This is a genomic window from Bacillus sp. Y3 (assembly GCF_008123875.1).
Classification (GTDB): Bacteria; Bacillota; Bacilli; order Bacillales; family Bacillaceae; genus Bacillus; species Bacillus altitudinis.
In genome coordinates this window covers 148,682-175,153 of sequence record NZ_VSSC01000006.1, presented here as the reverse complement: position 1 = coordinate 175,153, position 26,472 = coordinate 148,682, and the positions used below count along the sequence as shown (strand labels likewise).

23 protein-coding genes are annotated in these 26,472 nt (G+C 41.4%); 9 read left to right on the top strand and 14 right to left on the bottom strand.

Annotation, left to right across the window (positions count from 1 at the left end; genetic code table 11):
* Window positions 1-195 precede the first annotated feature (195 nt).
* A complete protein-coding gene (locus FXF70_RS15435) occupies window positions 196-4,476 on the top strand; it encodes a multifunctional 2',3'-cyclic-nucleotide 2'-phosphodiesterase/3'-nucleotidase/5'-nucleotidase (protein ID WP_148780622.1) in 4,281 nt (1,426 codons plus the stop codon).
* A 45-nt stretch (window positions 4,477-4,521) separates the two neighbouring features.
* Here the strand turns inward: FXF70_RS15435 and FXF70_RS15430 are convergent, their stop codons facing one another.
* The 7 genes from FXF70_RS15430 to FXF70_RS15400 form a co-directional block, all read right to left on the bottom strand.
* On the bottom strand, window positions 4,522-4,956 hold the full coding sequence (locus tag FXF70_RS15430; protein ID WP_144740904.1) for a terpene synthase: 435 nt from the start codon (window positions 4,954-4,956) through the stop codon (window positions 4,522-4,524).
* Between the two features lie 64 nt (window positions 4,957-5,020).
* Window positions 5,021-5,737 carry a trehalose operon repressor gene (gene treR / locus FXF70_RS15425; protein ID WP_007496585.1) on the bottom strand — a complete coding sequence of 239 codons (717 nt, stop codon included), beginning with the start codon at window positions 5,735-5,737 and terminating at the stop codon, window positions 5,021-5,023.
* A gap of 19 nt (window positions 5,738-5,756) precedes the next feature.
* Window positions 5,757-7,457, bottom strand: a complete 1,701-nt coding sequence (gene treC / locus FXF70_RS15420) for an alpha,alpha-phosphotrehalase (RefSeq protein WP_148780620.1) — start codon at window positions 7,455-7,457, stop codon at window positions 5,757-5,759.
* A gap of 15 nt (window positions 7,458-7,472) precedes the next feature.
* Window positions 7,473-8,906, bottom strand: a complete 1,434-nt coding sequence (gene treP / locus FXF70_RS15415; RefSeq protein WP_148780618.1) for a PTS system trehalose-specific EIIBC component — start codon at window positions 8,904-8,906, stop codon at window positions 7,473-7,475.
* Between the two features lie 162 nt (window positions 8,907-9,068).
* Complete coding sequence (locus tag FXF70_RS15410) at window positions 9,069-9,455, bottom strand: DnaJ family domain-containing protein (protein ID WP_057078330.1); 387 nt, start codon at window positions 9,453-9,455, stop codon at window positions 9,069-9,071.
* An 81-nt stretch (window positions 9,456-9,536) separates the two neighbouring features.
* Window positions 9,537-11,261 (bottom strand): methyl-accepting chemotaxis protein, encoded by a 1,725-nt coding sequence (locus FXF70_RS15405; RefSeq protein WP_138825355.1) that lies wholly within the window; start codon window positions 11,259-11,261, stop codon window positions 9,537-9,539.
* A 31-nt stretch (window positions 11,262-11,292) separates the two neighbouring features.
* Window positions 11,293-12,951: a pyridoxal phosphate-dependent decarboxylase family protein gene (locus FXF70_RS15400; RefSeq protein ID WP_056703306.1), complete on the bottom strand. Its 1,659-nt coding sequence runs from the start codon at window positions 12,949-12,951 to the stop codon at window positions 11,293-11,295.
* A 578-nt stretch (window positions 12,952-13,529) separates the two neighbouring features.
* Between FXF70_RS15400 and ltaS the strand changes: the two genes are divergently transcribed.
* Together ltaS and FXF70_RS15390 are read left to right on the top strand one after the other, a co-directional pair.
* On the top strand, window positions 13,530-15,512 hold the full coding sequence (gene ltaS / locus FXF70_RS15395; RefSeq protein WP_008341764.1) for a lipoteichoic acid synthase: 1,983 nt from the start codon (window positions 13,530-13,532) through the stop codon (window positions 15,510-15,512).
* 102 nt (window positions 15,513-15,614) lie between these two features.
* The gene (locus FXF70_RS15390; protein WP_148780616.1) at window positions 15,615-16,202 is read left to right on the top strand and encodes a YjgB family protein; all 588 of its coding nucleotides are present in this window, start codon (window positions 15,615-15,617) and stop codon (window positions 16,200-16,202) included.
* A 42-nt stretch (window positions 16,203-16,244) separates the two neighbouring features.
* On the opposite strand, the gene FXF70_RS15385 is transcribed toward FXF70_RS15390, so the two are convergent.
* A complete protein-coding gene (locus FXF70_RS15385; protein WP_148780615.1) occupies window positions 16,245-16,748 on the bottom strand; it encodes a DoxX family protein in 504 nt (167 codons plus the stop codon).
* A 194-nt stretch (window positions 16,749-16,942) separates the two neighbouring features.
* On the opposite strand from FXF70_RS15385, the gene FXF70_RS15380 reads away from it, so the two are divergent.
* Window positions 16,943-17,701: a DUF817 domain-containing protein gene (locus FXF70_RS15380; RefSeq protein WP_148780613.1), complete on the top strand. Its 759-nt coding sequence runs from the start codon at window positions 16,943-16,945 to the stop codon at window positions 17,699-17,701.
* A gap of 18 nt (window positions 17,702-17,719) precedes the next feature.
* Here FXF70_RS15380 and nagE read toward each other — a convergent pair whose 3' ends face one another.
* Window positions 17,720-19,084 carry an N-acetylglucosamine-specific PTS transporter subunit IIBC gene (gene nagE, locus FXF70_RS15375; protein WP_008341768.1) on the bottom strand — a complete coding sequence of 455 codons (1,365 nt, stop codon included), beginning with the start codon at window positions 19,082-19,084 and terminating at the stop codon, window positions 17,720-17,722.
* A gap of 190 nt (window positions 19,085-19,274) precedes the next feature.
* Between nagE and map the strand changes: the two genes are divergently transcribed.
* From map to FXF70_RS15365, 3 genes are all read left to right on the top strand, one after another.
* Entirely contained in the window at window positions 19,275-20,024 is a 750-nt protein-coding gene (gene map / locus FXF70_RS15370) for a type I methionyl aminopeptidase (RefSeq protein WP_008341769.1), read from the top strand.
* Window positions 20,025-20,286: 262 nt separating this feature from the next.
* Window positions 20,287-20,448, top strand: a complete 162-nt coding sequence (locus FXF70_RS19100; protein WP_008341770.1) for a hypothetical protein — start codon at window positions 20,287-20,289, stop codon at window positions 20,446-20,448.
* A 134-nt stretch (window positions 20,449-20,582) separates the two neighbouring features.
* The gene (locus tag FXF70_RS15365; protein WP_008341771.1) at window positions 20,583-20,720 is read left to right on the top strand and encodes a YflJ family protein; all 138 of its coding nucleotides are present in this window, start codon (window positions 20,583-20,585) and stop codon (window positions 20,718-20,720) included.
* A gap of 41 nt (window positions 20,721-20,761) precedes the next feature.
* Here the strand turns inward: FXF70_RS15365 and FXF70_RS15360 are convergent, their stop codons facing one another.
* On the bottom strand, window positions 20,762-21,412 hold the full coding sequence (locus FXF70_RS15360) for an MOSC domain-containing protein (protein WP_148780611.1): 651 nt from the start codon (window positions 21,410-21,412) through the stop codon (window positions 20,762-20,764).
* 122 nt (window positions 21,413-21,534) lie between these two features.
* Between FXF70_RS15360 and FXF70_RS15355 the strand changes: the two genes are divergently transcribed.
* Window positions 21,535-21,807, top strand: a complete 273-nt coding sequence (locus FXF70_RS15355) for an acylphosphatase (RefSeq protein ID WP_035391366.1) — start codon at window positions 21,535-21,537, stop codon at window positions 21,805-21,807.
* Between the two features lie 14 nt (window positions 21,808-21,821).
* Here the strand turns inward: FXF70_RS15355 and FXF70_RS15350 are convergent, their stop codons facing one another.
* From FXF70_RS15350 to FXF70_RS15340, 3 genes are all read right to left on the bottom strand, one after another.
* Window positions 21,822-22,247, bottom strand: a complete 426-nt coding sequence (locus FXF70_RS15350; RefSeq protein ID WP_025206917.1) for a hypothetical protein — start codon at window positions 22,245-22,247, stop codon at window positions 21,822-21,824.
* A 100-nt stretch (window positions 22,248-22,347) separates the two neighbouring features.
* Window positions 22,348-23,454 (bottom strand): nitric oxide synthase oxygenase, encoded by a 1,107-nt coding sequence (locus FXF70_RS15345; RefSeq protein WP_148780609.1) that lies wholly within the window; start codon window positions 23,452-23,454, stop codon window positions 22,348-22,350.
* A 104-nt stretch (window positions 23,455-23,558) separates the two neighbouring features.
* On the bottom strand, window positions 23,559-24,116 hold the full coding sequence (locus tag FXF70_RS15340) for a PadR family transcriptional regulator (RefSeq protein ID WP_148780607.1): 558 nt from the start codon (window positions 24,114-24,116) through the stop codon (window positions 23,559-23,561).
* 113 nt (window positions 24,117-24,229) lie between these two features.
* Here FXF70_RS15340 and FXF70_RS15335 point away from each other — a divergent pair, with 113 nt between their 5' ends.
* The gene (locus FXF70_RS15335; protein WP_008341777.1) at window positions 24,230-24,715 is read left to right on the top strand and encodes a phenolic acid decarboxylase; all 486 of its coding nucleotides are present in this window, start codon (window positions 24,230-24,232) and stop codon (window positions 24,713-24,715) included.
* Window positions 24,716-24,787: 72 nt separating this feature from the next.
* Here the strand turns inward: FXF70_RS15335 and FXF70_RS15330 are convergent, their stop codons facing one another.
* Complete coding sequence (locus tag FXF70_RS15330) at window positions 24,788-26,419, bottom strand: M14 family metallopeptidase (RefSeq protein WP_148780605.1); 1,632 nt, start codon at window positions 26,417-26,419, stop codon at window positions 24,788-24,790.
* Between the last annotated feature and the right edge of the window lie 53 nt (window positions 26,420-26,472).

Sequence of the window (26,472 nt, the reverse complement as noted above, 5' to 3'; positions counted from 1 at the left end):
ATCAAACATCCTATCCCTATGAGAAAACCCCCTTTCAGAAAAATAAGCATTTAGACTCATTCACATTCCCTCAACAAGGTAATTCGTATGATTTATGTTATCTTTACAATAATCTGCAAAAAATAACTACAAAAGTTAACGAAACATTTCTACAATAGGTATTGTGGTCAAAAAAATTAGAAAGGCGGAGATCAGGTGAAGAAGCAAGCACATAGGTCTAAACGAAGGAAAAACCTGTCTATTCTGCTCACTTCCATGATGTTGATTAGTCTCATTCTCCCAGCAGTACCTACTCATGCAGAAACAGAAAGCGGCAGTGCCGTAAAGGTCAGTATCTTAGCCACAACGGATGTTCATGCGAACATGATGAATTATGATTACTACAGTGACAAAGAAACAAATGAATTCGGTTTGGCAAAAACAGCCGAGCTGATTGACAAGCACCGTTCACAAAATCCCAATACACTCCTTGTTGATAACGGAGACCTGATTCAAGGAACCCCTCTTGGAGAATACGTTTATAAAAATGAAAAAGACAGCATCATCAATCAAACAAAGGTTCACCCCATTATTCATACACTCAACAAATTAAAATATGATGCAGGCACACTCGGCAATCATGAATTTAACTACGGTTTATCTTTTCTTGACGGTACCATTGCGGGCGCCAACTTCCCGATTGTCAATGCAAACGTCAAAAAGTTAAACGGAGAACACCGATTTACTCCTTATGTCATTCAGGATAAAACCTTTAAAGATGCAAACGGAGCCTCCCAAACTGTGAAAGTCGGTTACATAGGATTCGTACCACCACAAATTATGACGTGGGATAAGAAACATTTAGATGGACAAGTTCAAGTGCAGGATATTGTGGAGTCTGCCAATGAAACCATTCCAGAAATGAAAGCAAAAGGCGCAGATGTCATCGTCGCTCTTGCTCATACAGGAATTGAAAAAACAGCTTCACCTAAAGGATCAGAAAATATGATCTTTGACCTTGCCACGAAAACAAAAGGCATTGATGCGATTGTGTCTGGCCACCAGCATGGCACATTCCCAAGCGCTGAATATAGTGGCGTTGACAAATTTGATGTCGCAAAGGGAACCATTAATGGCATTCCTGTCGTCATGTCAAAAAACTGGGGAAGCTACCTCGGGGTCATTGATCTAACGCTAGAACCAGACGGCAGCAACTGGAAAGTCACAGACGGAACAGGTAAAATCGAATCCGTTGCCGGGGTGACATCTCAAAACAGTACAGTGAAAGATGCCATTCAAACAACTCACCAAAACACCCTGGATTATGTCAGAAAGCCAGTTGGAAAAACAGAAGCAGACATTAACAGCTTTTTCGCTCAAGTAATGGATGACCCTTCTATTCAAATCGTGACAGATGCCCAGAAATGGTATGCACAAGAAAAAATGAAAGATACTTCGTACAAAAACTTGCCGATTCTCTCTGCGGGTGCGCCATTTAAAGCCGGCGGACGCAACGGTGTGAACTATTATACAAATATCGCAAAAGGTGATTTAGCGATTAAAAACATCGGCGATCTCTATCTTTACGATAACACCGTACAGATTGTAAAACTAAAAGGCAGTGAAGTAAAAGACTGGCTTGAAATGTCTGCAGGTCAGTTTAACCAAATCAAACCAAATACTTCAAATGAACAGCCTATTTTAAACGAAGAATACCGCTCATATAATTTTGATGTGATCGATGGTGTGACGTACCAAGTAGATGTCACACAGCCTGCTAAATACAGCACAACGGGCACACTTATTAACGCTAGTGCGAACCGCATCAAAAACTTGTCTTACAACGGAAAACCCGTTTCTGACAATCAAGAATTTTTAGTCGTGACAAACAATTACCGTGCATCTGGCGGCGGAGGCTTCCCGCACCTCACACAAGATAAAGTCGTGCTCGCCTCAGCAGATGAGAACCGCCAAGTGCTGATGGATTATATTATTGAACAAAAAACCATTAACCCAAGCGCAGATCAAAACTGGTCCATTGCACCAGTAAAAGGCGCAACAGTCACCTTTGAATCTTCTCTACTTGCAAAACCGTTCGCAGAGAAATCAAGCAGCGTCGACTTTATTCGAAATGCCAGCACAGACGGACTTGGCGTGTACAAGCTAGCGTTTAAAGATGATGGTACAACAGAACCACCTGCAACAGACAATTGGCATTTAACGGTGATGCATACAAACGATACACATGCCCATCTGGATGATGCAGCAAGACGCGCAACCAAGATCAAAGAAGTTCGCGCCCAAAGCGAAAACAATATTTTATTAGACGCTGGAGATGTCTTCTCTGGTGATCTCTATTTCACAAAATGGCAAGGACTTGCCGATCTGAAACTGATGAACTTAATGAAATACGATGCCATGACGTTCGGGAATCATGAATTTGACAAAGGTCCATCTGTCCTTCGTCAATTCCTGACAGGTGATGCATCCAGTGTAGATGCTAAAAACCGTCACCAGTTTGAAAAACCGAACTTCCCGATCGTGTCATCAAACGTGAATGTCTCTAAGGAAAAACAGTTAAGCGATTTAGTGAAAAAACCAGCAACATTTAAAGCTGGTGAGAAAAAAGAAGCTGGCATTTACCCTTACATTCTACTTGACGTAAATGGTGAAAAGGTCGCTGTATTCGGTCTAACCACTGAAGACACAGCGATTACATCCAGCAGTGGTCCCAACATTCAATTTCAAGATGCATACAAAAAAGCAAAAGAAACAGTCAAAACCATTCAAACTGAAGAAAAAATCAATAAAATTATTGCGCTCACACATATTGGCTATAACCGTGATCTAGAACTGGCTCAAAAAGTAGATGGCATTGATCTCATCATTGGTGGTCACACCCACACCCTTGTTGAAAAATTAAAGGTCATCAATAAAAAAGAACCAACGATTGTTGCGCAAGTAAAAGACTACGGACAATTTTTAGGAAAAGTAGACGTGGCCTTTGACAAAAAAGGCGTCGTACAACCAAAAGAATCTACTTTTGACCTCATCACGATCGACGACTCTGTGAAAGAAGATGCGGACGCAAAAGCGATTCTTGATCAGTATAAAGCAGATATCCAAGATTTAAAAACCGAAAAAGTCGGGACGTCAGATGTCTTTTTAGATGGACAACGTGAACACGTCCGTGCAAAGGAAACGAACCTTGGAAACTTTATTGCAGATGGCATGTTAAAGAAAGCACAAGAATCTGCTGGGGCTGACCTTGCCATTACAAACGGCGGTGGCATTCGAGGCAGCATTGAAAAAGGAGATATTACATTAGGGGATATTTTAACCGTGATGCCTTTTGGAAACACACTATATGTCGCAGATTTAAAAGGCAGTCAAATTAAAAAAGCGCTTGAACAAGGTCTTTCAGGCATTGAAGAAGGCGGAGGCGCATTCCCTCATGTAGCTGGCATTGAATATACGTTTACACTGAGTAAACCGGCTGGCAGCAGACTGATTGATGTCAAATTGAAAGATCAAAATGGCAATCTGACTGACATTGATGATCAGAAAACATACCGCGTGGCGACTAATGCATTTGTCGGCACAGGCGGTGATGGCTACAGCGTCTTTACAGAAGCGTCTCATGGTGAAGACTTAGGCTATGTTGACTATGAAATTTTCAAAGAGCAAATTGAACAGGCAGACGGTCATATTTCTCCAGTCATCGACCATCGAGTGAAAGAAGTATTCCTTCCTCGCTTGAAAGGAAAAGGCGCCTATGACATTCAAGATGATGAGAAATTCCAAACGTATGTGCAGCATACGAACAAAGCATTGCTCTATTTAGACAAAGCAACCGAAGCGAAAAAGGTTCAATTGTCTCTATCAAAAGGGCAAGTAGCTGAACTGAAGAAACGAGAGCAAGATCCAAACGTCACCATCTATCATAACAAAGTCGGTCTAGCATTACCGCTCTCCAATTTGTCAGAGCAACAAGCAGATATATCAATGGCAAAAACAAATAAGGTGAAAAACGCATTAACCGACACTTACGATTTCCAAATCAAACAAGATCAGAAAAATGTGTCTACCTTTAAAGATCCCGTCACACTGTTCTTTACATTAGATGCGCCTGAAAAAGCGAAAAAACCAGGTGTCTATTATGTCGATCGTGAGAAAAACCGCTATGCCAAAACAAGCAACGGTTCATTCGAAAACGGGATTGTCTCAGGTAAAACGGAGCACTTTAGTGAATACACCGTACTCAATCAAAGTGAAGCTGCTGGAACAGCTCCAGACCAAAATGGCGGAGACGGTGGAACTTCTGCTCCAGGCGGTTCGGATCCAAGTCAGGATGGAAGCGGCATGCCAGGCGGCACTCTGCCGAATACGGCAACGATGATGTATACAGCGGTATTGATTGGCTTACTCATGCTCGCCTCAGGCGGTATCCTTTATTACTACCAGCGCAAGCGCACACGAAACAAAGTATCATCTTAATCGAAAAGGACAGAGCTTTGGCTCTGTCCTTTTTCCATCTCACTATCAATCTTGGGATAAATACATCCAATGACGGTCATCAAATTCTTTCACATCATCTGACCCTATATGACGCAGCATTCTATTAAAGAACGTGATATCATCTTCATCATCAACGGCATATAAATCCTTTTGAACATATTCTCTCGTAATGAAATTCGTTAAGTTCGTGTTATTCACAAATTCAGCAAAGTAGGATTTCACAAGGGTTAAATCTTCTTCATTTAATGTTTCATCACTGATAATTGAAATATGAAACACATTCAAAATCGCTTGAATGTCTTCTTCATCCATATCACATAATGGCTCTAATTTTCTATCTTCTTCCGTAAACGGTTTTCGTGTGTCTTCAATGATGACATAACATAAAATCCTGTGATCTTTCATCACGCTAAAAATTTCTAAATCTCGTAATTTGAGTGGTCTATTCAGTCTGATCATTTGTCCTCCTAGAATGTTGCTCTTGTTTCCCTAAAACCTGAAATAGACAGAGCCTCGGCCCTGTCTACTTCTCTCTTCTAGCAAAATCCACGAATCTGAAACGATCTAGCCGGTGGCGGCTTTCGGTGTATTGGAATAGACTCGTATCCTCCAAGAACACATAATTTTTCACCACCACCACATGATCAAACCCGTTCAAATCGAGATACCTTTCATCCTCTTCTGTACATGGCTCGACCACAAATTCCTTTTGTGCGTAGCTAATCGAAACCCCAAGTTCTCCTTCAATATACTCGTAGATCGATCCTTCACAAATGTCCTTAGACAAGACCTGCACATGTTTTTGCAAAAAGTAATCTTTGTCTAAAATGACTTCTTCTCCGCTAATATTGCGAGAGCGAATGACTTCCCAAACGTCCTCCTGCCCACTGATTTTCAGCTGAGACTGAATATACTGATCTGGCTTGATTAAACCGAACTCATGAACCGTTGTTACCGTCTTGCGTCCAAGCGTTTGGGAAAGCTCTTTAAAGCTGACAAGACCCGAAACTGGGAACTGCATTTTCTCTCGGTTCAGCAATACTGAGCCTTTCCCACGAATTTTTTGGATATAGCCATTTTGCACAAGGATGTTTAATGCCTTTCTCACCGTCTCACGGGATGTGTCATACATGACAGACAGCTCATGTTCTGATGGGAGGATGCCTTTATCCTGCCATTCACCTTGTTCAATTCGTCTTGCGAGCTGATCATAGATCACTCGAAACTTATTCTCTTTCATTTTCCTTCCGCCCCATTTACTAGCGTTTGGTTAAATGATAAACGATTGACTCATATGGACGCAACGTAAATCCCTTGATATCTGCCGGCACATCCTCATAATTGGACAGCAGAACTTGCCCTTCCATTTCATTGACATCCTTTGCAAGCTCATCTGGAAGAGTAAAGTCCGTCTCGCCTGCATAAAAATGGTTGATCACGAGAATCTTCTCATCTTTGCCTTCTCGGACATACGCAAACACCTTTGGATCATCTGCCAGCAGTAAAGTAAAGCTCCCATAGGTGATTACATCAAGTTCCTTACGAAGCCTGCAAAGGGCTTGATAATGATAAAAAATCGACGTCTCATCTTTTAAGGCAGCTTCTACTGAAATGCCGTTTTGAGCTGGTTCAATCCAAGACGTACCTTTTGAGAACCCCACATTTTTTTCCGACGTCCATTGCATAGGTGTCCTTGCGTTATCTCTTGATTTGACCTGTAAAATCGCCAAAGCTTCTTCCTTTGTTTTCCCTTTTTCAAGCATGACTTCGTACATATTGAGTGATTCGATATCGCGGTATGACGAAATATCCTCAAAGCGAGGATTCTTCATCCCAATTTCTTCACCTTGATAAATATAAGGAGTGCCTTGCATCAAATGAATGGTGGTCGCCAGCATCTTCGCTGATTGCTGATGGTACGTGCCATCATCACCGTACCTTGACACGATGCGCGGCTGGTCATGGTTACACCAAAAGAGTGCGTTCCAGCCGCCGCCCTCATGCATTTTCGTCTGCCATTCTGACAGAATTGATTTCAACTCTAGAAAATCAAATGGCGCAATGGCCCACTTTTCACCGTTAGGATAGTCAACTTTTAGATGATGAAAATTAAACGTCATATCCAGCTCCTGCCGATCAGGTCTTGTATACCGAATGCAGTCTGCGATATTCGTTGAAGACATTTCCCCCACGGTCATGCTATCGTATTTCGAAAACACTTCCTGGTTCATTTCATGCAAGAATTCATGAATTCTCGGCCCATCTGTATAGTACATACGTCCATCACCTTGCACTGATTGCCCGGCATCATCTAAAAAGCGTTGATCCTTTGAAATGTTATTGATGACATCCAGTCTGAATCCATCGATCCCTTTTTCAAACCAAAAGTGCATGATGTCATATACTTTCCTGCGCACTTCATCATGTTCCCAATTGAGGTCTGCCTGGGTAACATCATATAAATGAAGATAATAGTCACCTGTCGCTTCATCTAATTCCCACGCTGGGCCGCCAAACTTTGACTGCCAGTCATTCGGAGGAGAGCCGTCCGCTTTCGGCTCCTTCCAAATATAATAGTCTCGATACGGGTTCTCCTTCGACTCTCGGGAGGCTTGAAACCACTCATGGAAAATCGACGTATGGTTCACGGCGAGATCCATGATGACACGGATCCCTCGTTCATGTGCTTCTTTCAGCATGTGCTCAAAATCAGCCATTGTGCCGTACATGTCATGGATTTTTGTATAATCACTAATATCATAACCATTGTCATGCTGTGGTGACTCATACATAGGGGTCAGCCAAATACAATCCGCCCCTAGCTCTTTGATATAGTCGAGCTTTTTCGTCACGCCATTGATATCACCTGTACCAGAGCCTGTTGTGTCTAAAAAGCTCTTCGGATAGATTTGATAGACCACGGCTTTTTTCCACCACGGTTCGTTTGTTTGTTGATTCAATTTCCTTCACCACCACTAGTTAAGTTCTTGTGATACATCCTTCTTTTTAAGTTTTGCATATAAAAGGGTACCAATGAATGGGACGATCAGCACAATCACCATTCCGATGGCAAATGCCCCCCAATATTTCGGAATGATCGAGAAGATTCCTGGAATGCCTCCAACGCCGACTGAACTTGCCAGTACCCCTTGTGAGGCAATAAACATACCAGCTATCCCTGAACTGATCAGGGCAAAAATAAACGGGAATCTATAGCGCAAGTTCACCCCAAACATCGCCGGTTCAGTAATGCCCAAGTAAGCAGAAATACTTGATGTCAGCGAGAGCCCTTTTTGCTTTTCATCTTTTAAGACAAACATCATCGCAAGTGCCGCTGATCCTTGAGCAATATTAGACAAGGCGAGCATTGGCCATAGGAACGTGCCATGCAGTTTTGAGTTAATCAGCTGAATATCGACCGCTAGGAATGTATGATGCATGCCTGTAATGACTAACGCTGCATACAATCCGCCATATAAAAGACCACCAAGTGCTGCGAATTGCTGAAATACGGTGACGAGTCCAGATGTTAAAACGTTTCCGATCGCAAATGTAACGGGACCAATGACGATAAATGATAAAAATCCAATGAGTAATAATGTAATTGGTGCAACAACTAACAGCTGAATACTTTCAGGTGTCCGTTTTGTTATAAATAATTCGAGCTTTGCGAGTAAATAGGAGGCAACGAGTATCGGCAGAACTTGCCCTTGGTAACCTACCTTTTGCACTTCAAGTCCAAACAAATTCCAAACAGGAATGTCACCTGTCTTTTCTGCCGCTCCATATCCCCACGCATTCAACAGATCTGGATGTACAAGCATCAGTCCGAGGACCATCCCTAAAAGTGGATTACCTCCAAACCGCTTGACAGCCGACCAGCCGATTAATGCTGGCAAAAAGGTAAAGGCAGTGCCTGCAATCAAGTTGATCATATTTGCTAAATCCGCCCATGCCGGATACACATCCACAATGGATTTTTGATCAAAGAAAATATCAGGAGCTGTTAAAATATTATTAATCCCCATCAATAAACCGGCTGTCACGATAGCTGGAAGGATTGGAATGAAGATATCTGCAAGCGTTTTCACCGCACGCTGAAGTGGGTTTAATTTCTGATCAGAGGCACGCTTGACGTCCTCTTTTGTCGCTTCGCCGATTCCCGTCTGTTTGACCATTTCGGCATAAACCCGATTCACCACTCCTTGACCAATGACCACTTGGTATTGGCCATTCGCTGAGAAAGATCCCTTCACTTCATCAATTTGTTCTAGTGCTTTCTCATCCACCTTACCTTCATCTTTTAGCACAAAACGAAGTCTTGTCACACAATGTGTGGCTTGATCAATGTTTTCTTTGCCGCCAATGGCTTTTGCAATCTGATCTGCCGCTGTCTGATAATCAGCCATGCTATCCCCTCCGAGACCGTTTTTTTATAAGAAAAAAGAATCAAAACTTGTATATACATGTTCACTTCATATTTTATATTTGTATATACATGTAGTCAATAAGAAAATGTAGCGCTTTCATAAAAAAAGCTCCCTCAATGTGCTCAGAGAGGCAGCGTGTCATCATCTTTTTTTATGCTCCGTTAGTTTTTCGTAGACCCTATTCTTATAAAAGGAGGAGGCTGGTCGAGCAAACGTTTGGCGCTTGGATGTGAGTTCATCGAGGCGTTTCTGTTTTTCCTCACAAATGAGAGAGAGTTTTTTTCTTTCTTCTCCATCTATACTCGTTTTCAGTAATTCTTTGACCGTCATTAGTTCTTTTTTCAAAGCGGTTTCTTCCCCGGCAAAGCCTGCATTTTTCATGATTCGATAGCCCATCCTCAGCTCTTCAGGTACATGAGCAGCATCATCCTTTGGCAGAGGTTTCCCAAAGCCTGATAGTCCTTCAAAAGCTCCATGGTCCATCGCCTTTTTGATCCGTTCTTCTGACAATCTCTGCGCAAAATCCATGACACGTCTCCTTTCAGATCGTCTGATATTTGGTTAAGCATAGCAAAAAAGCTGACTCTCTCACAAGAGCCAGCTTTCTCGTTATTTTTTGTCGATTTTAAAAGTAGATACCATTTGTGCCAAGTCCTCTGACATGTCAGAGAGCTGTTCAATCGCACTTGAAATTTGCTGCATGCCAGCACTTTGTTGTTCTGTTGCTGCCGCTACTTCTTGAGAGCTTGCCGCATGTTCTTCTGACACGACCGAAATTTGTTCAATCGATGTAGAAATTGTTTGATATGCTCGTTCTACCTGCTGAATAGATTGAAGCAAATTGTTCGTTCTGCTTGCAAATTGAGACACTCCATCATAAATACCAGCGAAGTTCTGCGAGGTGCCTTTCATTTGCTCACGGCCTTCTTCCACTGCTTTACTGCTTTCCTCCACGCTTTCAAGGACACGCTGACTATTTTCCTGTGTGCCAATGACTAAGTCTGAGACCGTTTTAGCTGCATCAGCTGACTGTTCAGCTAACTTACGGACTTCATCAGCCACAACAGCAAATCCTTTTCCTTCTTCTCCTACACGTGCGGCTTCAATAGAAGCATTCAGTGCAAGCAGATTCGTTTGCGCTGAAATGTCCGTAATAATGGAGATGACACTTTCAATTTCTGTTGAATGTGATTGCAATTCTTCTGCCGCTTGCTTGGAGCTTGTCATCATGTCGTGTAACATGTTGAGATGTTCAAGCACATGCTGCACCAATTTTTGACCAGATTCTGACTGCTCTTGTACTTTTGATGAAACAGATTTCATTTCATCCACTTCTTTTGTCACGCCTTCGATTTGAGTATCGATTTCCGCAACAGATGTTGTGCAGTCTGTAATGTTTGCGACTGAATCATTGATTCCTTCACTCATATTCGTCATCGCTTCTGACACTTGTTGTGCACTTTGACTAGATTCCGTTGTCACTGTGCGAAGCTGTGAAGACATTTTCGACACTTCACTTGATGAGTTTGAGATCTGTCCAATAAGCTCTTTGATCCGTCCCTGCATTTTCTGGAAGGAAGCCGCTAATTGACCGATCTCATCTTTACTTTGAACTTCTACCATGCCAGTTAAATCACCATCTGCAATTCGATCCGCTGATTCCATTAATGAGCGTGCTGGTTTTGCAATTCTTCTTCCCATGAAGAATGAGAAGAGTAATCCGCCGATGAGCACAATCGCAGATGCTACTGTAATATAAATTGTCAGCTTTTTCGTTGTTGCTGGAACAACAGACGCATCTAAGTCAATTCCTAAAATCCCCGTGAGTTCACCGCCTGAATCTTTAATTGGTAAAAAAACGGATTTATGAGTCCCATACGAATCAACGTAAATATCACTTTTGACCATTTTATCTTCAGAAAGAGCTTGTTTCATTTCATCTGAAAAGACATAATCTTGATCAAAATCATTGTCTTCCCCTGTTAGTACGATGATTCTTTCTTTGCCGCCCTTATTTGATAACACGTATAAGTTCTCAAGCGTATGATCTTTTTGTAGTTCTGTGAATTTCTTTTTGATCTCCACATAAATAGGATCATCCTTCCCGCTAATGCTAAGGACATTTCCATCAATATTATCGATTTCTTTTTTCGCTGTATCAATATCTGTTGTTAATCGATAATCAAATTGCTTTAATAATTGGGAAGATAAATCCTGGCTAACTAAATAAAATGTTAGAACGAATAATGCAACGGTTGCGAGTAATGTTACGACAACGACTGACATGATTTTGGAGGATATCGTAAGTCCTCCAAACTTCCTTTGTTTCGCCATTTTTTTCTACATCTCCACTCTCAATTTTAATTTAAGCCTCTACACTTTCAAATTGTCCACAAACAGATGCAATGACATCTTTTAAATAAGATACGATATGAGGGATATGCTCCGGTAACGTATAAGGTGAAATCACAAAAAATTTACTCACACTTAGATAGAATTCTTGACCTTCTTTGGCATTGACTTGTAAAAACTTCGTTGTATCGCCAAAGAACATTTCGTCTCTTTTCTCTCCAAGCTTTTCAAAGAGGATTTTGTTCAAATCATTGTTGCGCTCAATTTCCATAGCAGTTGCTTCTCCAGATATTTCTTCCTTAAAACGAGGAGAACCGTCTAGGTAAATTCTAAACAATGTAGCCATTCCGACATTGTCATCATTGACGACTTCTGCTTGTGGAATTTCCTGACGGAGCGCTTCTCTAAATGCAAGGTTCACCTCTAAAAATTGACCGAGCAAGCGCTGGTATCCTTCAATTCCAAACGTTAGCAGCACACTTAGCATGCTGATGGAGCTTCCCATTCTTGAGCATTCAAGCGTATAACCCGTATGGTATTCCCCGTATCCTCTATGTCCAACGTATGGTGTTTCTTGTTCTTCTAGGTCCAAGCGCTTTAAGTCAGCAGCGTTTTTCACTAAGAATAAACTAGATGTGTACGGTGTTTGTCCGAGCTTTTGAAAATCAAAACACATCGTGTCAGCAAGAGAAAGATGCTGAAACTTTGCTTTGATTTCTTTTAACATACGAAGAACTCCGTCTGAGAATTGCAGCGGGTTTTCAGATACATCATACTCATTAAAGAAAGCAAAGAATCCACCAAGCGCCGAATCTGCATGAATATGCGGCACCTTGAGACCATACTTCTCAGCAATGGCTTCTGCCGTTTCACGCACCCCTTTTACATCATCAATTGCAATGGCATCTGTTGTTCCGGTTGTTGCCACAATATAAACGGGAATTCCTCCATTTTGGGCAACACGTTCCATTTGACAACGCAAATCTTCCATATCCATCGAATGATCTTTATTCGTCTTAATTCTGATTAAGTTGTCTGTGCCAATCCCTGTTGCTTCCATCGACTTAAATAAACTGTAATGTGCTGCATCAGAACAAAACGCATAAAGATTTTGCGGGACACCTTTTCGTAATGACTCCGGTGCAACTTTCGCAATCGCTAAACGAAGCCCCGAGAAAATAGCCCCTTGACCTCCCCATGTTGTGTAGCCCCCGCTCACATTTGGATCATATCCGATGAGCTTAGACATCATTGAGACCACTCTGACCTCAGCTTCAGCGCCTGCTGGTCCATACACATCCCATAGGTTGTTTCCGTTAACCAGCATAGCCGTCAGCATGCCTAGAATTCCTGGTGTACTTGCCATTGGCAAAATGTTCGTGAAGAAATACTTCGTGTGGTATGGATGATTATGTAAAAGCTTCAGTAATTCTTCATTCACAAGTTCCGCTTGTTGTCCGTTCATCGGAATTTGACTTGTTTCAGTGAGCTTTTTGTAAAAGTCCTCCTCGCGATTCTTTTCACCTTTTAGGTGAGCACGGTTCGGATCCTTCAGGTCATCGACCCCTGAAATGATCTGTTCCATTAATTTAATGAGTTCTTTCCGCTCTTCTGCATTTCCGTCCTCACTCGGAAACCAGTTCTGAACGAGGTTCTGTACTCGTACAGTCATATACTATCAATCCTTTCAATGGAAGATTTCCTGTCACTGTCTATATCGACCTCGTTTCAAAAGTTTATAGTGTCGAACTGTTCACTTAAGTATATTTAGATAATTTGTTCACCCAACAAAAAGAATAAAACCCTTACAACACACATCAAAACCATTATGTTTGTGAAACAACAATATATATCAATATACTTTCTTGAAGGAATTATTATCCAGACAATTCAGCGGTTTATTCATTCATTTTTTTTACTTAACCTGCATAAACATTAATAAACACTGGAAATACGCCTAAATACACCATTGTAGAAATCAAATTAATTCTTTAGACTTGTGTCTTTTTACCTGTTTTATTGATATAGCAACAGGAAAAATACAGAATTTTCTGTAATTATTAGGATGAATTTCACAAAAAGTTTTTCGGAGATCGAATATTTTCGATGTCTTCCCATTTCTAGCTCGGACAGGTTGCCTTAGGTGCTCACCGGTTATGACTTTTCTATTTGTGCATTTCATGGTATATTCTAATGGTTCGTTTTCTTTCGTTCCGCCTCTTCCGTTTAACGGAGAAAAGGAGTGTTTAAATGAAAACATTTATTCAAAAAAGGGGCCTCGGCTTCTTTGTAATTGCAGCCATCTTGTTATGGCTCAAGACGTATACAGCTTATTTAATCGAATTTAAACTTGGTATATCAAATGTGCTTCAGCATATTTTGCTTTTTGTGAATCCTATTAGCTCCAGCTTGTTCTTTCTTGGCTTTGCTTTATTGTTCAAGAAAAAATGGCAGCCTGCCGCTATCATTGTGATTCACTTTTTCATGTCTTTTTTACTTTACGCAAACATCGTGTACTATCGATTCTTCAATGACTTTATCACGCTGCCTACAGTGATGCAGGCAGGAACGAATGGCGGACAATTAGGTGATAGTGCATTTTCACTCATGCGTTGGACTGATATGTTTTACTTTCTCGATACCATCATCTTGATCGTACTCGCAGTCCGCATGAAAAGACAGCAGCAAACAAGTACAGCGACTGTACCTGTTCAAAAAACAAAATCGTTTAGACTCGTTCTTGTGTCCTCTGTTCTGATCTTTGTTGTCAACTTAATCGCAGCAGAAATTGATCGCCCAGAGCTTTTATCAAGATCGTTCGACCGCAATTATTTAGTCAAATACTTGGGTGCTTATAATTTTACGGTGTTTGATGCCATTCAAAATGTGAAATCAAACAGCCAGCGTGCCCTTGCAAATTCAAGTGACGTAACAGATGTAGAGAATTATCTAAAGGCGAACAGCGCTGATCCTAACCCAGCTTATTACGGGAAAGCGAAAGGCATGAACGTCATTACGATTTCTCTTGAATCACTGCAAAACTTTGTCATTGATTACAAGGTGAATGGAAAAGAGGTCACTCCTTTCCTAAATTCATTAGCCCATGACAACAAAACGTTTTATTTTGACAATTTCTTCCATCAAACAGGGCAAGGAAAGACATCTGATGCGGAATTTATGATGGATACGGGGCTTTTCCCATTATCACAAGGCTCTGTGTTTATTAACAAAGCTCAAAACACATATCAGGCACTTCCTGGCATTTTGAAAAAGGACCAATACACGTCCGCAGAATTCCACGGGAATACGAAAACGTTCTGGAACCGAAATGAAATGTTTAAGTCCTTTGGATATGACAGATTTTACGATTCTGAGTACTACGATATGAATGAACAAGATACGAAGAACTATGGATTGAAAGACAAACCGTTCTTCAAAGAATCCATGCCAATGCTTGAAAATCTGAAACAGCCGTTTTATTCAAAATTCATTACGCTGTCAAACCACTTCCCATTTGGTATGGATGAAGGTGATACTGATTTTGAACCTGGCGACTTCGGAGACTCCGTCGTTGATAACTACTTCCAATCTGCTCATTATTTAGATGAAGCCATTGAACAGTTCTTTAATGACTTGAAGACATCTGGTCTCTATGACAATACCGTCGTCATTATGTACGGTGACCACTACGGCATTTCAGAAAACCATAATGAAGCGATGGAAAAAGTGACTGGCGAAAAAATTGGAGACTATGAAAATGCCCAGCTTATGCGTGTGCCGCTCTTTATCCATGTGCCAGGCGTAAAAGGCGGACAGATTCATAAATACTCTGGTGAAGTCGATGTTGCGCCTACTCTTCTCCACCTGCTCGGAGATGATACGAAGAACTATTTAATGTCTGGTTCTGATATCTTATCGAAGAACTTTAAAGAGCTTGTGCCATTTAGAAATGGAGACTTCGTGTCTAAGGACTACACGAAAGTAGGCAACAACTATTACAGCAACAAAACAGGTGAAAAAATCGAGCCGACTGAAAAGGCATCACAAGAAAACGAAACGGTGAAAAAGATGCTAGAGACATCTGATAAGATTGTCACGGAAGATTTACTCCGTTTCTACAAACCTAAAGGCTTTACACCAATTGAACGCAATGATTATGACTACACAAAGAAAGTACAGGATGAAAAAGATTCCTCTTCCGCCAAAGATGAATCCAGCTCGTCTTCCAAATAACTTTTTCATTTAAGGCCCCAGCCGATCCAAGATCAGCTGGGGCTTTTTACGTTTGATCCACATGGCACCGGGTATAGTTGAAGAAGGAGGGATTGATTAATCATGAAAAAAACAGCAGCTTTTGTCGTGACCGCTTCACTCGCTTCTTCCACCTTATTCGGTTTTAGCCCGGCGATTTCAGCGCACGCCCTGACCCAAACGCAGGCAGAACAGTCCATTCCTCAAGGGCCGAAAGCAGCGCTAAACAGCATTTATCAGCTAGCACATCAAGGACAAATGCCATACTATGCAGAAGGACTCAAAATAGGGGTTCAAACAAAAAAAGACGTTCGGCATAAACTAGGACAGCCTTATCCAGAAACCGGTCAAAGCGGCTTTGATTTGTATCATGCTGAGATGGGCAACCCTGGATTTGCTTTTCACTATGACAAAAAAGGCAAGATTAACGAAATCCGTTATTTTGGAACAAATGTAGAAAAAGAAACGAATATCGGAGGAATGACTCCTTCCCTATTAAAGAAACATCTTGGACCAGCAGATTCAGTCAGCACCATCCCACAAACAAAAGAGAAGAAATACGTTTATCAGACCGGTGATTATGAGCTCGAATTTATCGTCGGACATGATCCAGATATCAGTCAGCACGAGCTGACTGTGGTGCATATTAACCTCATCAAAGCCAGTTCCTAAATAAAAAGCATCCTGAGTTTTCGCTCAGGATGCTTTCTTTTATTAAGATGCCACTTCTAAATGCGGCTTTCTTTTCAGTTTTCGCTTAAGGACTGGACCTGCTACATAATCAAGGCCAAGTTTTCCGGCATTTCCTTTCGCTGCCATAATGAAGACGGCGATCAGAAGAAGAAGCGGGTTAACAGAAACGGTTCCAGCTAGTAAGAAAGAGACATTCATCACGCTTCCAAAAAAGGCTGCTGTTGTTGTGAACAATCCAACAATTAGTCCTAGACCAACTAAGATTTCTCCCCACATGACCATGGCACTGAAGAGTCCGGCATTTGGCAACGCGATATTTTCTAAAAACCAGACATAGAACGGATAAACAAGATGTCCATCTTTCACAACAGGTTCAGCTATGGCAAATTGCAAATATCCTGATGCATCGAATCCGCCTGTTAGTTTTCCAATACCAGATGTCAGCCAAGTCCATCCGATATAAAGTCTTGCTGCCAAAAGGATAACCGCTGCCCATACATTCGTTTGTAAGAATTTTGTAAACATGATGATGCCTCCTTTTAAATTATGTGAAATATTTCACATTTTCTTTATGATCTTATTATACTACTTAATATACATTTGTGATCCTTTTCACATATATATTCACAAATTGTTCATGAATATCTAGTCGAGGTAAACTTTCCCCTTGCTATTGCCGTCTAAGTTATTTCAGACAGTAAAAAGGGGTTACATTTTGTATGAAAACATTATTTCATTTTGCTTATTTACAGGCCATCTCTTGTCTATTTCCTGTCATGATCTTTACGGCGCTTGCCCTATCAAAGGTCGTGTCTATTCCTTTTCTTCATCGATATGATGTTATTCTTCTGCTTTGCCTCATGGCACAGCTTCTCATGCTGATGCTACGGCTTGAGACGCTGACAGAGTTGAAGGTTATTTGTCTCTTTCATGTGATTGGAATAGGCTTAGAAATCTACAAAGTACATATGGGTTCATGGTCCTATCCTGAAGAAGCTTATACGAAAATTTTTGGGGTTCCGCTCTATAGCGGTTTTATGTATGCGAGCGTGGCAAGCTATATTTATCAGGCACTGACTCGACTTCACGTGAAGGTGAAAGCATGGCCTCATCCGTATCTTTCGATTGGGATCAGTTTATGTATTTACCTCAATTTCTTTACTCATCACTGGATTTATGATCTACGCTGGTGGCTGACATTACTCCTAGTGGTTGTGTTTCGAAAAACAGCCGTTTCCTTTCAGGTCGGTTCATCGACCTTTCGCATGCCGCTTGTTATCTCGTTTTTGCTGATTGGCTTTTTTATTTGGGTGGCCGAAAATGTCACGACCTTTTTAGGAGCATGGCAATATCCAAATCAGCAGCATGCTTGGTCTCTCGTCCATCTTGGTAAAATCAGTTCATGGTTTTTACTTGTTGTCATCAGCATTGTACTGGTGATCGAACAGCGAAAACAAAAAAACGTTCAGCCCATTTGATCTGGCTGAACGCTTTTTTTAGTCCCGATCGACTTCCTTGCGAAGATCATCGGCGACAAATTCGACATTTGTTCCAATGATGATTTGTACGGAAGTTTTTCCTGACGTCAGTACCCCTTTGGCACCTGCTTTTTTCAATGTACCTTCATTTAATAAATCGGTATCTTCTACTGTTAAACGAAGACGGGTCGCACAATGGTCAATTGTGGTGATATTGCCTTTGCCGCCTAGTCCCTCTACGAGCATACTTGCTCCGGCAGTATGTGTATCATCCCCTGAAATATCTTCGATGTCATCATCTTCCCTGCCCGGTGTTTTTAGCTTTAACAATTTAATCAGGAAATAGAAAACAACAAAGTAAATCACGCCATAGATGACCCCAACTACAAGTAACAGAATGGGTTTTTGCGCAATTCCAAAACTTAAAACGTAATCAATCGCACCCGCTGAAAAAGCGAAACCGCTATGAATGCCTAAGGTGTTGACAATAAAGAGCGAAAGACCAGTTAATATCGCATGAACACCATATAAAAGTGGAGATAAAAACATAAATGAGAATTCAATTGGTTCTGTGATTCCTGTAATAAATGACGTCAGTGCCATTCCAATCATAAGACCGGCTGTTGCTTTTCGTTTTTCAGGCTTTGCGGTCACAACCATCGCGAGACATGCCGCCGGCAGCCCAAACATCATCACTGGGAAGAAACCAGTCATAAAGACACCTGCACTTGGATCGCCTTTGAAGAACCGCGCTAAATCACCTGTCGCTCCGCTGAATTCACCAAATTGAAACCAAAATAGATTATTCAGCACATGGTGAAGTCCTAATGGAATGAGCAAGCGGTTAAAGAAGCCAAACAGCCCGGCACCCGTTGCTCCAAGACTTAAAATCCACTCCCCTAAATCATTGATCACACTTTGAATTGGAGGCCATACATAACCAAAAACGGCTGCTAATAGAATGGTAAAAAGTGCTGTCATAATAGGCACAAGCCGTCTTCCACTAAAGAAACCTAAGTATTCAGGCAGTTTCGTGTCCTTAAATTTATTGTAAACGTAACCTGCCAAAAGTCCGCACAAAATACCACCCAATACCCCCATATTGTTGGTCGAATTGATCGACGTGGTACCAGCTGACAAAATAAAATAAGAGATCGCTCCAGATAACGCCGCTGCTCCGTTACCATCCTTTGAAATACCAATCGCTACACCCATAGCAAAAATTAAAGCCAAATTCGCAAAAATTGCATTTCCTGCCGCATGAATAAACGGGATGTTGAATACATCTTCTCGCCCAATAGCCAAAATGATACCCGCTGCAGGAAGCACAGCGATTGGAAGCATAAATGATTTTCCTAACTTTTGAAAAAACTGAAACACCATCTTATTTCTCCCCCCTTCGTCATCATCATGAACAAATCTCTCATGATGTTCATAAAAAATATATCATATGCACATCTAGTTATCTATACCAATTTGTCCACACCTCACCCGAATCTCAGCCTTTACTCTTTTGGCGTAAAATGTGGTAAGCTATTGAATAGAATGAAGTTATAGAAAGCGGGAATGAACAGTGATTGTCAAACATGATCATGAGTTAGAAGCCTTAAAAAAAGTCGGCCGAATTGTCGCTTTGGCAAGAGAAGAAATGAAAAGCCAAGCGAAACCAGGCATGTCTACAAAAGAATTAGATTTGATTGGGAAAAAAATATTAGAAGAGCATGGAGCCAATTCAGCTCCTGAAAAAGAATATGATTTCCCCGGTACGACTTGCATCAGTGTCAATGATGAAGTCGCACATGGCATTCCAAGTGAAAAAACCATTTTACAAGAGGGCGACCTCATTAATATTGATATCTCAGCAGAGCTTGATGGATATTATTCCGATACTGGGATTTCATTCGTTTTAGGTACAGGAGATGCTCGTCTTGAAGCATTATGCCAGTGTGCAGAGGATGCATTCCTTGAAGGATTAAAGCATGCGAAAGCCGGAAAAAGACAAAATCAAATTGGCCGTGCGGTCTACAATACGGCGAAAGAACAAGGATTTACCGTCATTAAAAACCTGACAGGACACGGCATTGGGAAAAGCCTGCATGAAGCACCTAACCATATTTTGAACTATTATGATCCATTCGATAATGCTTTGTTTAAGAATGGGACAGTGATCGCCTTTGAACCTTTCATTTCAACAAATGCTGAATCGATTTATCAAGCAGATGACGGCTGGACATTTAAAACACCTGATAAGAGCCTGGTCGCACAGATTGAACATACGATTGTGATCACAAAAGACGAACCGATTATTTTAACAAAGCTGTAAGCAAGCAGGTCCCCTCCTTCACTGGAGGGGATTTTAGCGTGTAGACAAACCCCCGCATTCGGTGTCAGTCCTGCGCGCCAGTACTCGTCCTTCCTAGACTTCAAAGGTTTTCTATCACGCTGAAGAGAAGACAAAGGGCTAAAATCAAGTTCATTTTAGCCCTTTCTCAACAATCTGCAATCCCTTTCACGAATCTGTCACGACTAAACAAAAATGCCTGTGGTAAAATAGGCAAAGATATGCGAAAGGGGTCTTATTTGATATGTGGTTCATCATCATCGGTGTTATCTTCTTTATTGAAAGTATTATTTTAACGGTTGTAGGTATTAAGAAAAAACAATCCATGATGACCTACCTCGGTATTGTCATCATGATTATGACAGTGGGCATGATCATCGTTACCCTCAACCCGCCAAATTCATAAATAATTATTTCCAGCATATACATGGATCATAGGCAGATAGAATCAGTTTTCATTTCTAAACACCTGCACACTTTTCACGTCCTTTTTTGAGATGTTACAATGCAGGCAGTTTCCATTGAAAGGAGTTTTCTATCATGCATTATGGTAGCAAAGGCTGGTATGTCGAAGAATTAAAGAAGCTTGGTGTGACCAAGCATGAAGGAAGAAAGCTTCAAAGCTTTAAAACTTATTTCCTTGCAAATCTTCTTGAGCAAAAGAAAACGAGCTCTTAAATGTTGAAAAGCCGTACATCCATAGCAGATGTACGGCTTTTTTATATGGGCTGAACACGTTTTTCTAAAGATTTTCTGACCACATCTGCTAAGGCATCTACTTCAAGAACTGCTTTCAGCCTGTTTTGATCTACTTGACGGTATTTGACTTCATTGACTTCGTGGACTGTGATGGGATGGGGCGCTTTTTCGACTAACACAAGAGCTTCATCAGGAGAGACCATTCCTTCTTTCAGCACACGCAAATAAAAACCGGTATATCCCGTTTGCTGCACTTCCTTTACAAGCTTCATGTTTCCATGCTTAAGAGAGAGCTTCACACATGGCTGTCTTGGCTGGCTGACCTCAACTAGCGCATCCCCAAGCTGAAATACATCTCCAATACGAACTTCTGTCTCTACAAGCTGATGCACGGTCACGTTTTCACCGAAGGCTGCCTCCTGTAACGGCCCCCCTAAAAATTGCTGAAAATAAGTATAGTGATCATATGGAAAGACGCAAACGGCTTTATCATCACCTCCGTGATGGACCAAATCACCTTGTCCATCTCCATCAAAATTGAGCTTACTCAAATAAACAGGCTCGTGAATACGCTTTTTGTTGATGGCTGTTTTGATTTCTTTTCCATTCACATAGGTGGTGATAGGTTGTCCTACTTGAATTCCTTCGATGTCGTACCTTGTCTGCCCCACTCTCGCCATCTCCTTTGATTGTCTGATTGCTTTTATTTTACATGGTTTGACAGTCAAATCATAGTCGGTACGTGAAGGAACGAGACAGGTTATGGTACGATGAGAAAAAAGGAGAGATGACATTGGTTCATTATCACGCTATTGTAAAAGGACGAGTTCAAGGAGTCGGTTTTCGTTATTTTGTTCAAGGAGAAGCCGTCAATCGAGGGATAAAAGGCTGGGTACGCAACACAGATGAGGGTCACGTGGAGTTAAAAGTAGAAGGAGAGCAGCAGGAGGTGTTTGACTTTTTAGAGACCGTCCGTAAAGGTAGTCCTTTTTCAAAAGTCACACATTTGGACATGGAGCCGCTCACCAAGTTCGCCCATTATCAAGACTTTCGGATTAAAGGATAGTTGATGTGTATCCTTTATTTCACAACAGTAAATGGGTTTGCAACATAATAACCAATCAAGGTTGTACGTGAAGCATCTTTGTAGAGACTCACATGAACATCATAGTTGACTGATCCACTGTTAGGAAGTAATAAACGAGTAGGTGCTGCGAAAGCGTTTTGTCCAGAGATAGACCCTTCGTGTGTAAAGACTGGTGTCACTGGGAAAGTAAGTTTTCGAATAGCAGCTGTATAATAAAGTGTTTCATTTGTTATTGCTGTCATGTTGACGTTGACCTGAGGATGAAGCGAAGTATAAGTTGAACGATCGGTTGTCACCTTTAAATCGATGTCATTCTGAACCATTGCTCCAGTCGTTGCTTTAGCTCTTTCATCACCTAGTGGTAGAAATCCGTTGAAACTGAATACAGCCAAAAATATGAGCAACGTCATTTTTTTCATCTATATTCCCCCTTTTTGATTTCACCGCCATTAAACCATCATTTTCCAAATCAAACAACATTCCAAAGACTCATTTCATACAAAAAAACCTAGCTTTTCGCTAGGCTCTTTCCGTCCCGTGGTAGGGTTTTTCCTGATAAAAATAATTCGGTTTCACGATCGTATTGTCATAGTGACGATGGAAGATATGCGTAGCAGCTGGTGATACTGGCGGAATCAGCCATGTCCAATCACCAGTCAGCTTACGATCAGCTTTTTCTTCCTGTTTTTCAAACTGCTTGAATTGATGGGCTGCTGTATGGTGATCTACAATGGTTACCCCTGCCTCGCGATAAGAGTGCAGAACCGCGACATTCAATTCGACAATGGCTTTGTCTTTCCAAAGTGACGAATTTTTTGTTGTATCGAGCCCTAAAATAGAAGCGACTTTTTTCAGCATATTGTAGCGGTTTTCGTCAGCTAGATTTCGTGCGCCAATTTCTGTTCCCATATACCATCCATTAAACGGTGCCGCATTGTAATGAATGCCGCCAATTTCTAATTTCATATCAGCAATAATCGGAACAGCATACCATTTCAGTCCTAAATCACCGAACCCATCATATTCAGGATGAGTGATCTCTACCTCTTGAACGATTTCTTTCGGAAGATCATACAAAACCGGCGGCTGATCTTTTAGCTGAAACATAAGTGGCAGAAGGTCAAAATGCGTGCCTTCGCCTTTCCAGCCATGCGCTTCACACAACTTGGTTAATTCAAGTGATGCCTCGTCCCCAATGATGCCATATTCCGACTCATATCCCGCATAACGAACGAGCTGATGATTATAAATAACGACTTCCTTCCGCCCCTTATTCTCTGGTGGGAAGATGGTAATGGACGGTTTGATTTTACCGTCATTTGTCGCATACTCAATATGATGAAAGAGTGCCTCTTTCACCTCATCTTCTGTTGTCACGTGCCGGCAGTCATGCACATGCAGTGTTGACCAAAACAAGCGCCCAATGCACCGGTTGCTGTTGCGCCATGCCATTTTTGCCCCGTGAGCTAATTCTTCCTGCGTATGAGTATACATGCCGTCAGACTCAATTTCTTGTTTTATTTCATGCAGACGTGCTGCTTTTTCTTCATTTGACTTGCCTAATTCTTCATAGCATACAGAAATAAAAGCTTCTGCTTCATTCCACAACGCTTCTTGGTTACTCAAACATACTCGCCTCACTTTAATACGAATATATCCATTGTAGCGGTTTCTATTGATAAATTCACTTGTTTCAAACCATTTTTTATCATATCGTGCGACGATTGTCCTTAGACAATGGATGAATCAATGACTTCAAGGGTCTTTTGGAGCCAGCGAACATACCCTTTTTCCCTTTCGATTGCTCTTGTCAGTACTAAATAATGCCCGAATTGAGTTGAATGCAGTGATTGGGCAGATGGATCTTCTTCTGTTAAAACGTTCAGTTTCTGTTCAAGCATCTCCACTTTCTTTGTTCGCTCCTGCAGCTGATGTGAGAAGAGACCGACCGCTTCTTTTTGATCCATAGATGAGATAAAGAACGTTTTTAACATAAATTCATCTTTTGTTGTGTCTGGAATCGGGCCTTTTTTCCTTAACCATTCATGCAGTTCTCTTTTTCCTGCATCAGTGATTTGATAGACCTTCTTCTCTAGCTTTTTTCCTTGTATGTGAATATCAAATTCAATAAAACCCTCTTCTGTTAGCCGCTTTAATTCAGGGTATATTTGACTATGCTTCGCACTCCAAAACTGTCCAAGGGAATCTTCAAAGTGTTTCTTCATATCGTATCCCGTCAGCTCACGCTGATCTAGTAAGCCAAGAATGGCATATTTCAGTACTCTCATGACATGCCTCCAACGCATATTCTTTGACAATAGTATACCATACACCCTAAAATAAACATGTAAATCATGACATGTTTGAAACAACATCATTTTAATTGAAAGAAGGAATAAACATGGATCAATTCGTTGGACTTCATATGATTTATACGTATGAAAATGGCTGGGAATATGAGATTTACATTAAAAATGATCACACCATTGATTACCGCATTCATAGCGGAATGGTTGGAGGCCGCTGGGTTCGTGATCAAGAAGTGAATATTGTGAAGCTGACAAAAGGGGTATACAAAGTTTCCTGGACGGAACCGACTGGGACAGACGTGTCTTTAAACTTTATGCCTGAGGAGAAACGCATGCATGGGGTCATTTTCTTCCCAAAATGGGTGCATGAACGTCCAGATATCACCGTTTGCTATCAAAATGACTATATCGACCTCATGAAAGAATCCCGTGAAAAATATGAAACCTATCCGAAATATGTCGTACCAGAATTCGCAGACATTACGTACATCCACCATGCTGGGGTAAACGATGAAACGATTATCGCAGAAGCACCGTATGAAGGCATGACCGATGAGATCAGAGCTGGACGAAAATAGAAAAAGCGGCACGCACTGTGCCGCTTCTAGATGGTTGACAAAGGACTAAAATGAACTTGATTTTAGTCCTTTTTATTTCATACCTAACGTCTTTTGAGATAACAGGAATCGGTAAACTGGTAGTTCATCGCCTACTTTTGATGCAATAAAACCCGATGACATATAACTGTCTTTTGATTCTGGTTCAAGGGCAAGTGACAACAAATTGGTCTCTGGCTGTGCCGTCACATATACCTTTGTTCCTTTTGGCAGTTGACGTTTCTTTTCAACGAGTCTCGTTTCAAGCTGAATATCTGTTTTACTTGTTTCCACTCGTTTTGTTACCTGATAGGCTTGTACAGATACTTTCATGCCAACAGGAAGTGTCACACTTTTTAACCCTAAAGTTCTGAGCTTTCTATCTACTCCTTCATGTCCTGGGAGAATAAGATAAGCTGTCGGCCGTTCTCTTGTCAATACAGGAACCGCATCACTTGCACTATGAAAACGTACCGGGACATTGGTGGTTTGTCCTTTCTCAATATCCACCATTTCAAGTGAATCGTTCACAGGCGCCTTGAAAGCATCTTGAATGACCACTTGATCATCATCGTTTGATTGAAGACCTTTTTTCACAAGTTTCAGCCGCTCCGTCACCATTTGCTGCTTCACCTGCTTAGCATGCTTCACCGTTGTCTCAATGATTTTTTCATGAGTGGTGACTTGTGCTGCCACGCGCCGGGTAAAGTCCTCTCTGCCAATTCCAATCCCCCTACTTTCTACAAGAAATGAAATAGCTGGTGAAAGCGCTAGGGCATTTCGGCCAATTCGTGCATCAGTTCCGCCTTCATAAAGATCGATTTTTCCGTCCTTCCCTCTTGTGTTTGTATAATATAAATCGTTGGAAAATCCCTTATTCGTCAATGTTTCACGCACTCCGTTGACGTACAATTCATTTGACGTGAAACGAATACTTTCAGGAATGTTCAAATTCTTACCGGATAATATCAGCAAATCGTGATACTTGAGTGCACCTGATGCACCGATGTCTTCAAACTGCTTTTGACCAACATCATATTCATGGGCATCGATGACGACCTCGGGCGCAAAGCGATTAAATTCTTGATGAAGGGCTGTCAGCTCTGGAGATTCTAGTGTCATGTGGTCACGGTTGCCATCCATTCCGTTTGCAAGCCTGCGGTCAAATGCATAAGAACCATCTGGATTGATTCTTGGAACAATGATGACGTTGACATGGCTCAGTATACGCTCTCCTTCATCACCTGCTAGTCGTTTGGCGATGACAAGGGCAGATTCACCGGAGGCTGGTTCATTTCCGTGTATTTGTGCTTGAAGCCAGATCGTTGGCTTTTTTGACAGTGGAGAGATGTGACGATCCTTTGTAAAATAGAGGGCTGGAATGGATCTGCCTTCAATGGATGTTCCAATCTGTTTCTGCGTGGCGTAAGGACTTTTACTGACAATGTCACGTAAAAAATCTTGAAGCTCTTCTTGTGTGGTAAATGCTTCTCCTTTTTTCTGAAAGGCAGGGGTATCAAACGTTTCGTCAGGCTCAGGATACAGTTTTTGAACCGAGGCTGGCTGCTCATAGCTTTTTCCATAATAAGGGGTCTCTGCATTCGCTGAAGCTGGGGTCACCATCGACAAACTTCCTGCCATGAGGCATACAGCAGCAAAAAGAATGGTACTTTTCTGTTTGGACATGCTATCCTCTCCCTTCGTTGATTTGCATTATAAAGAAAAAAACAGCAAAAGTG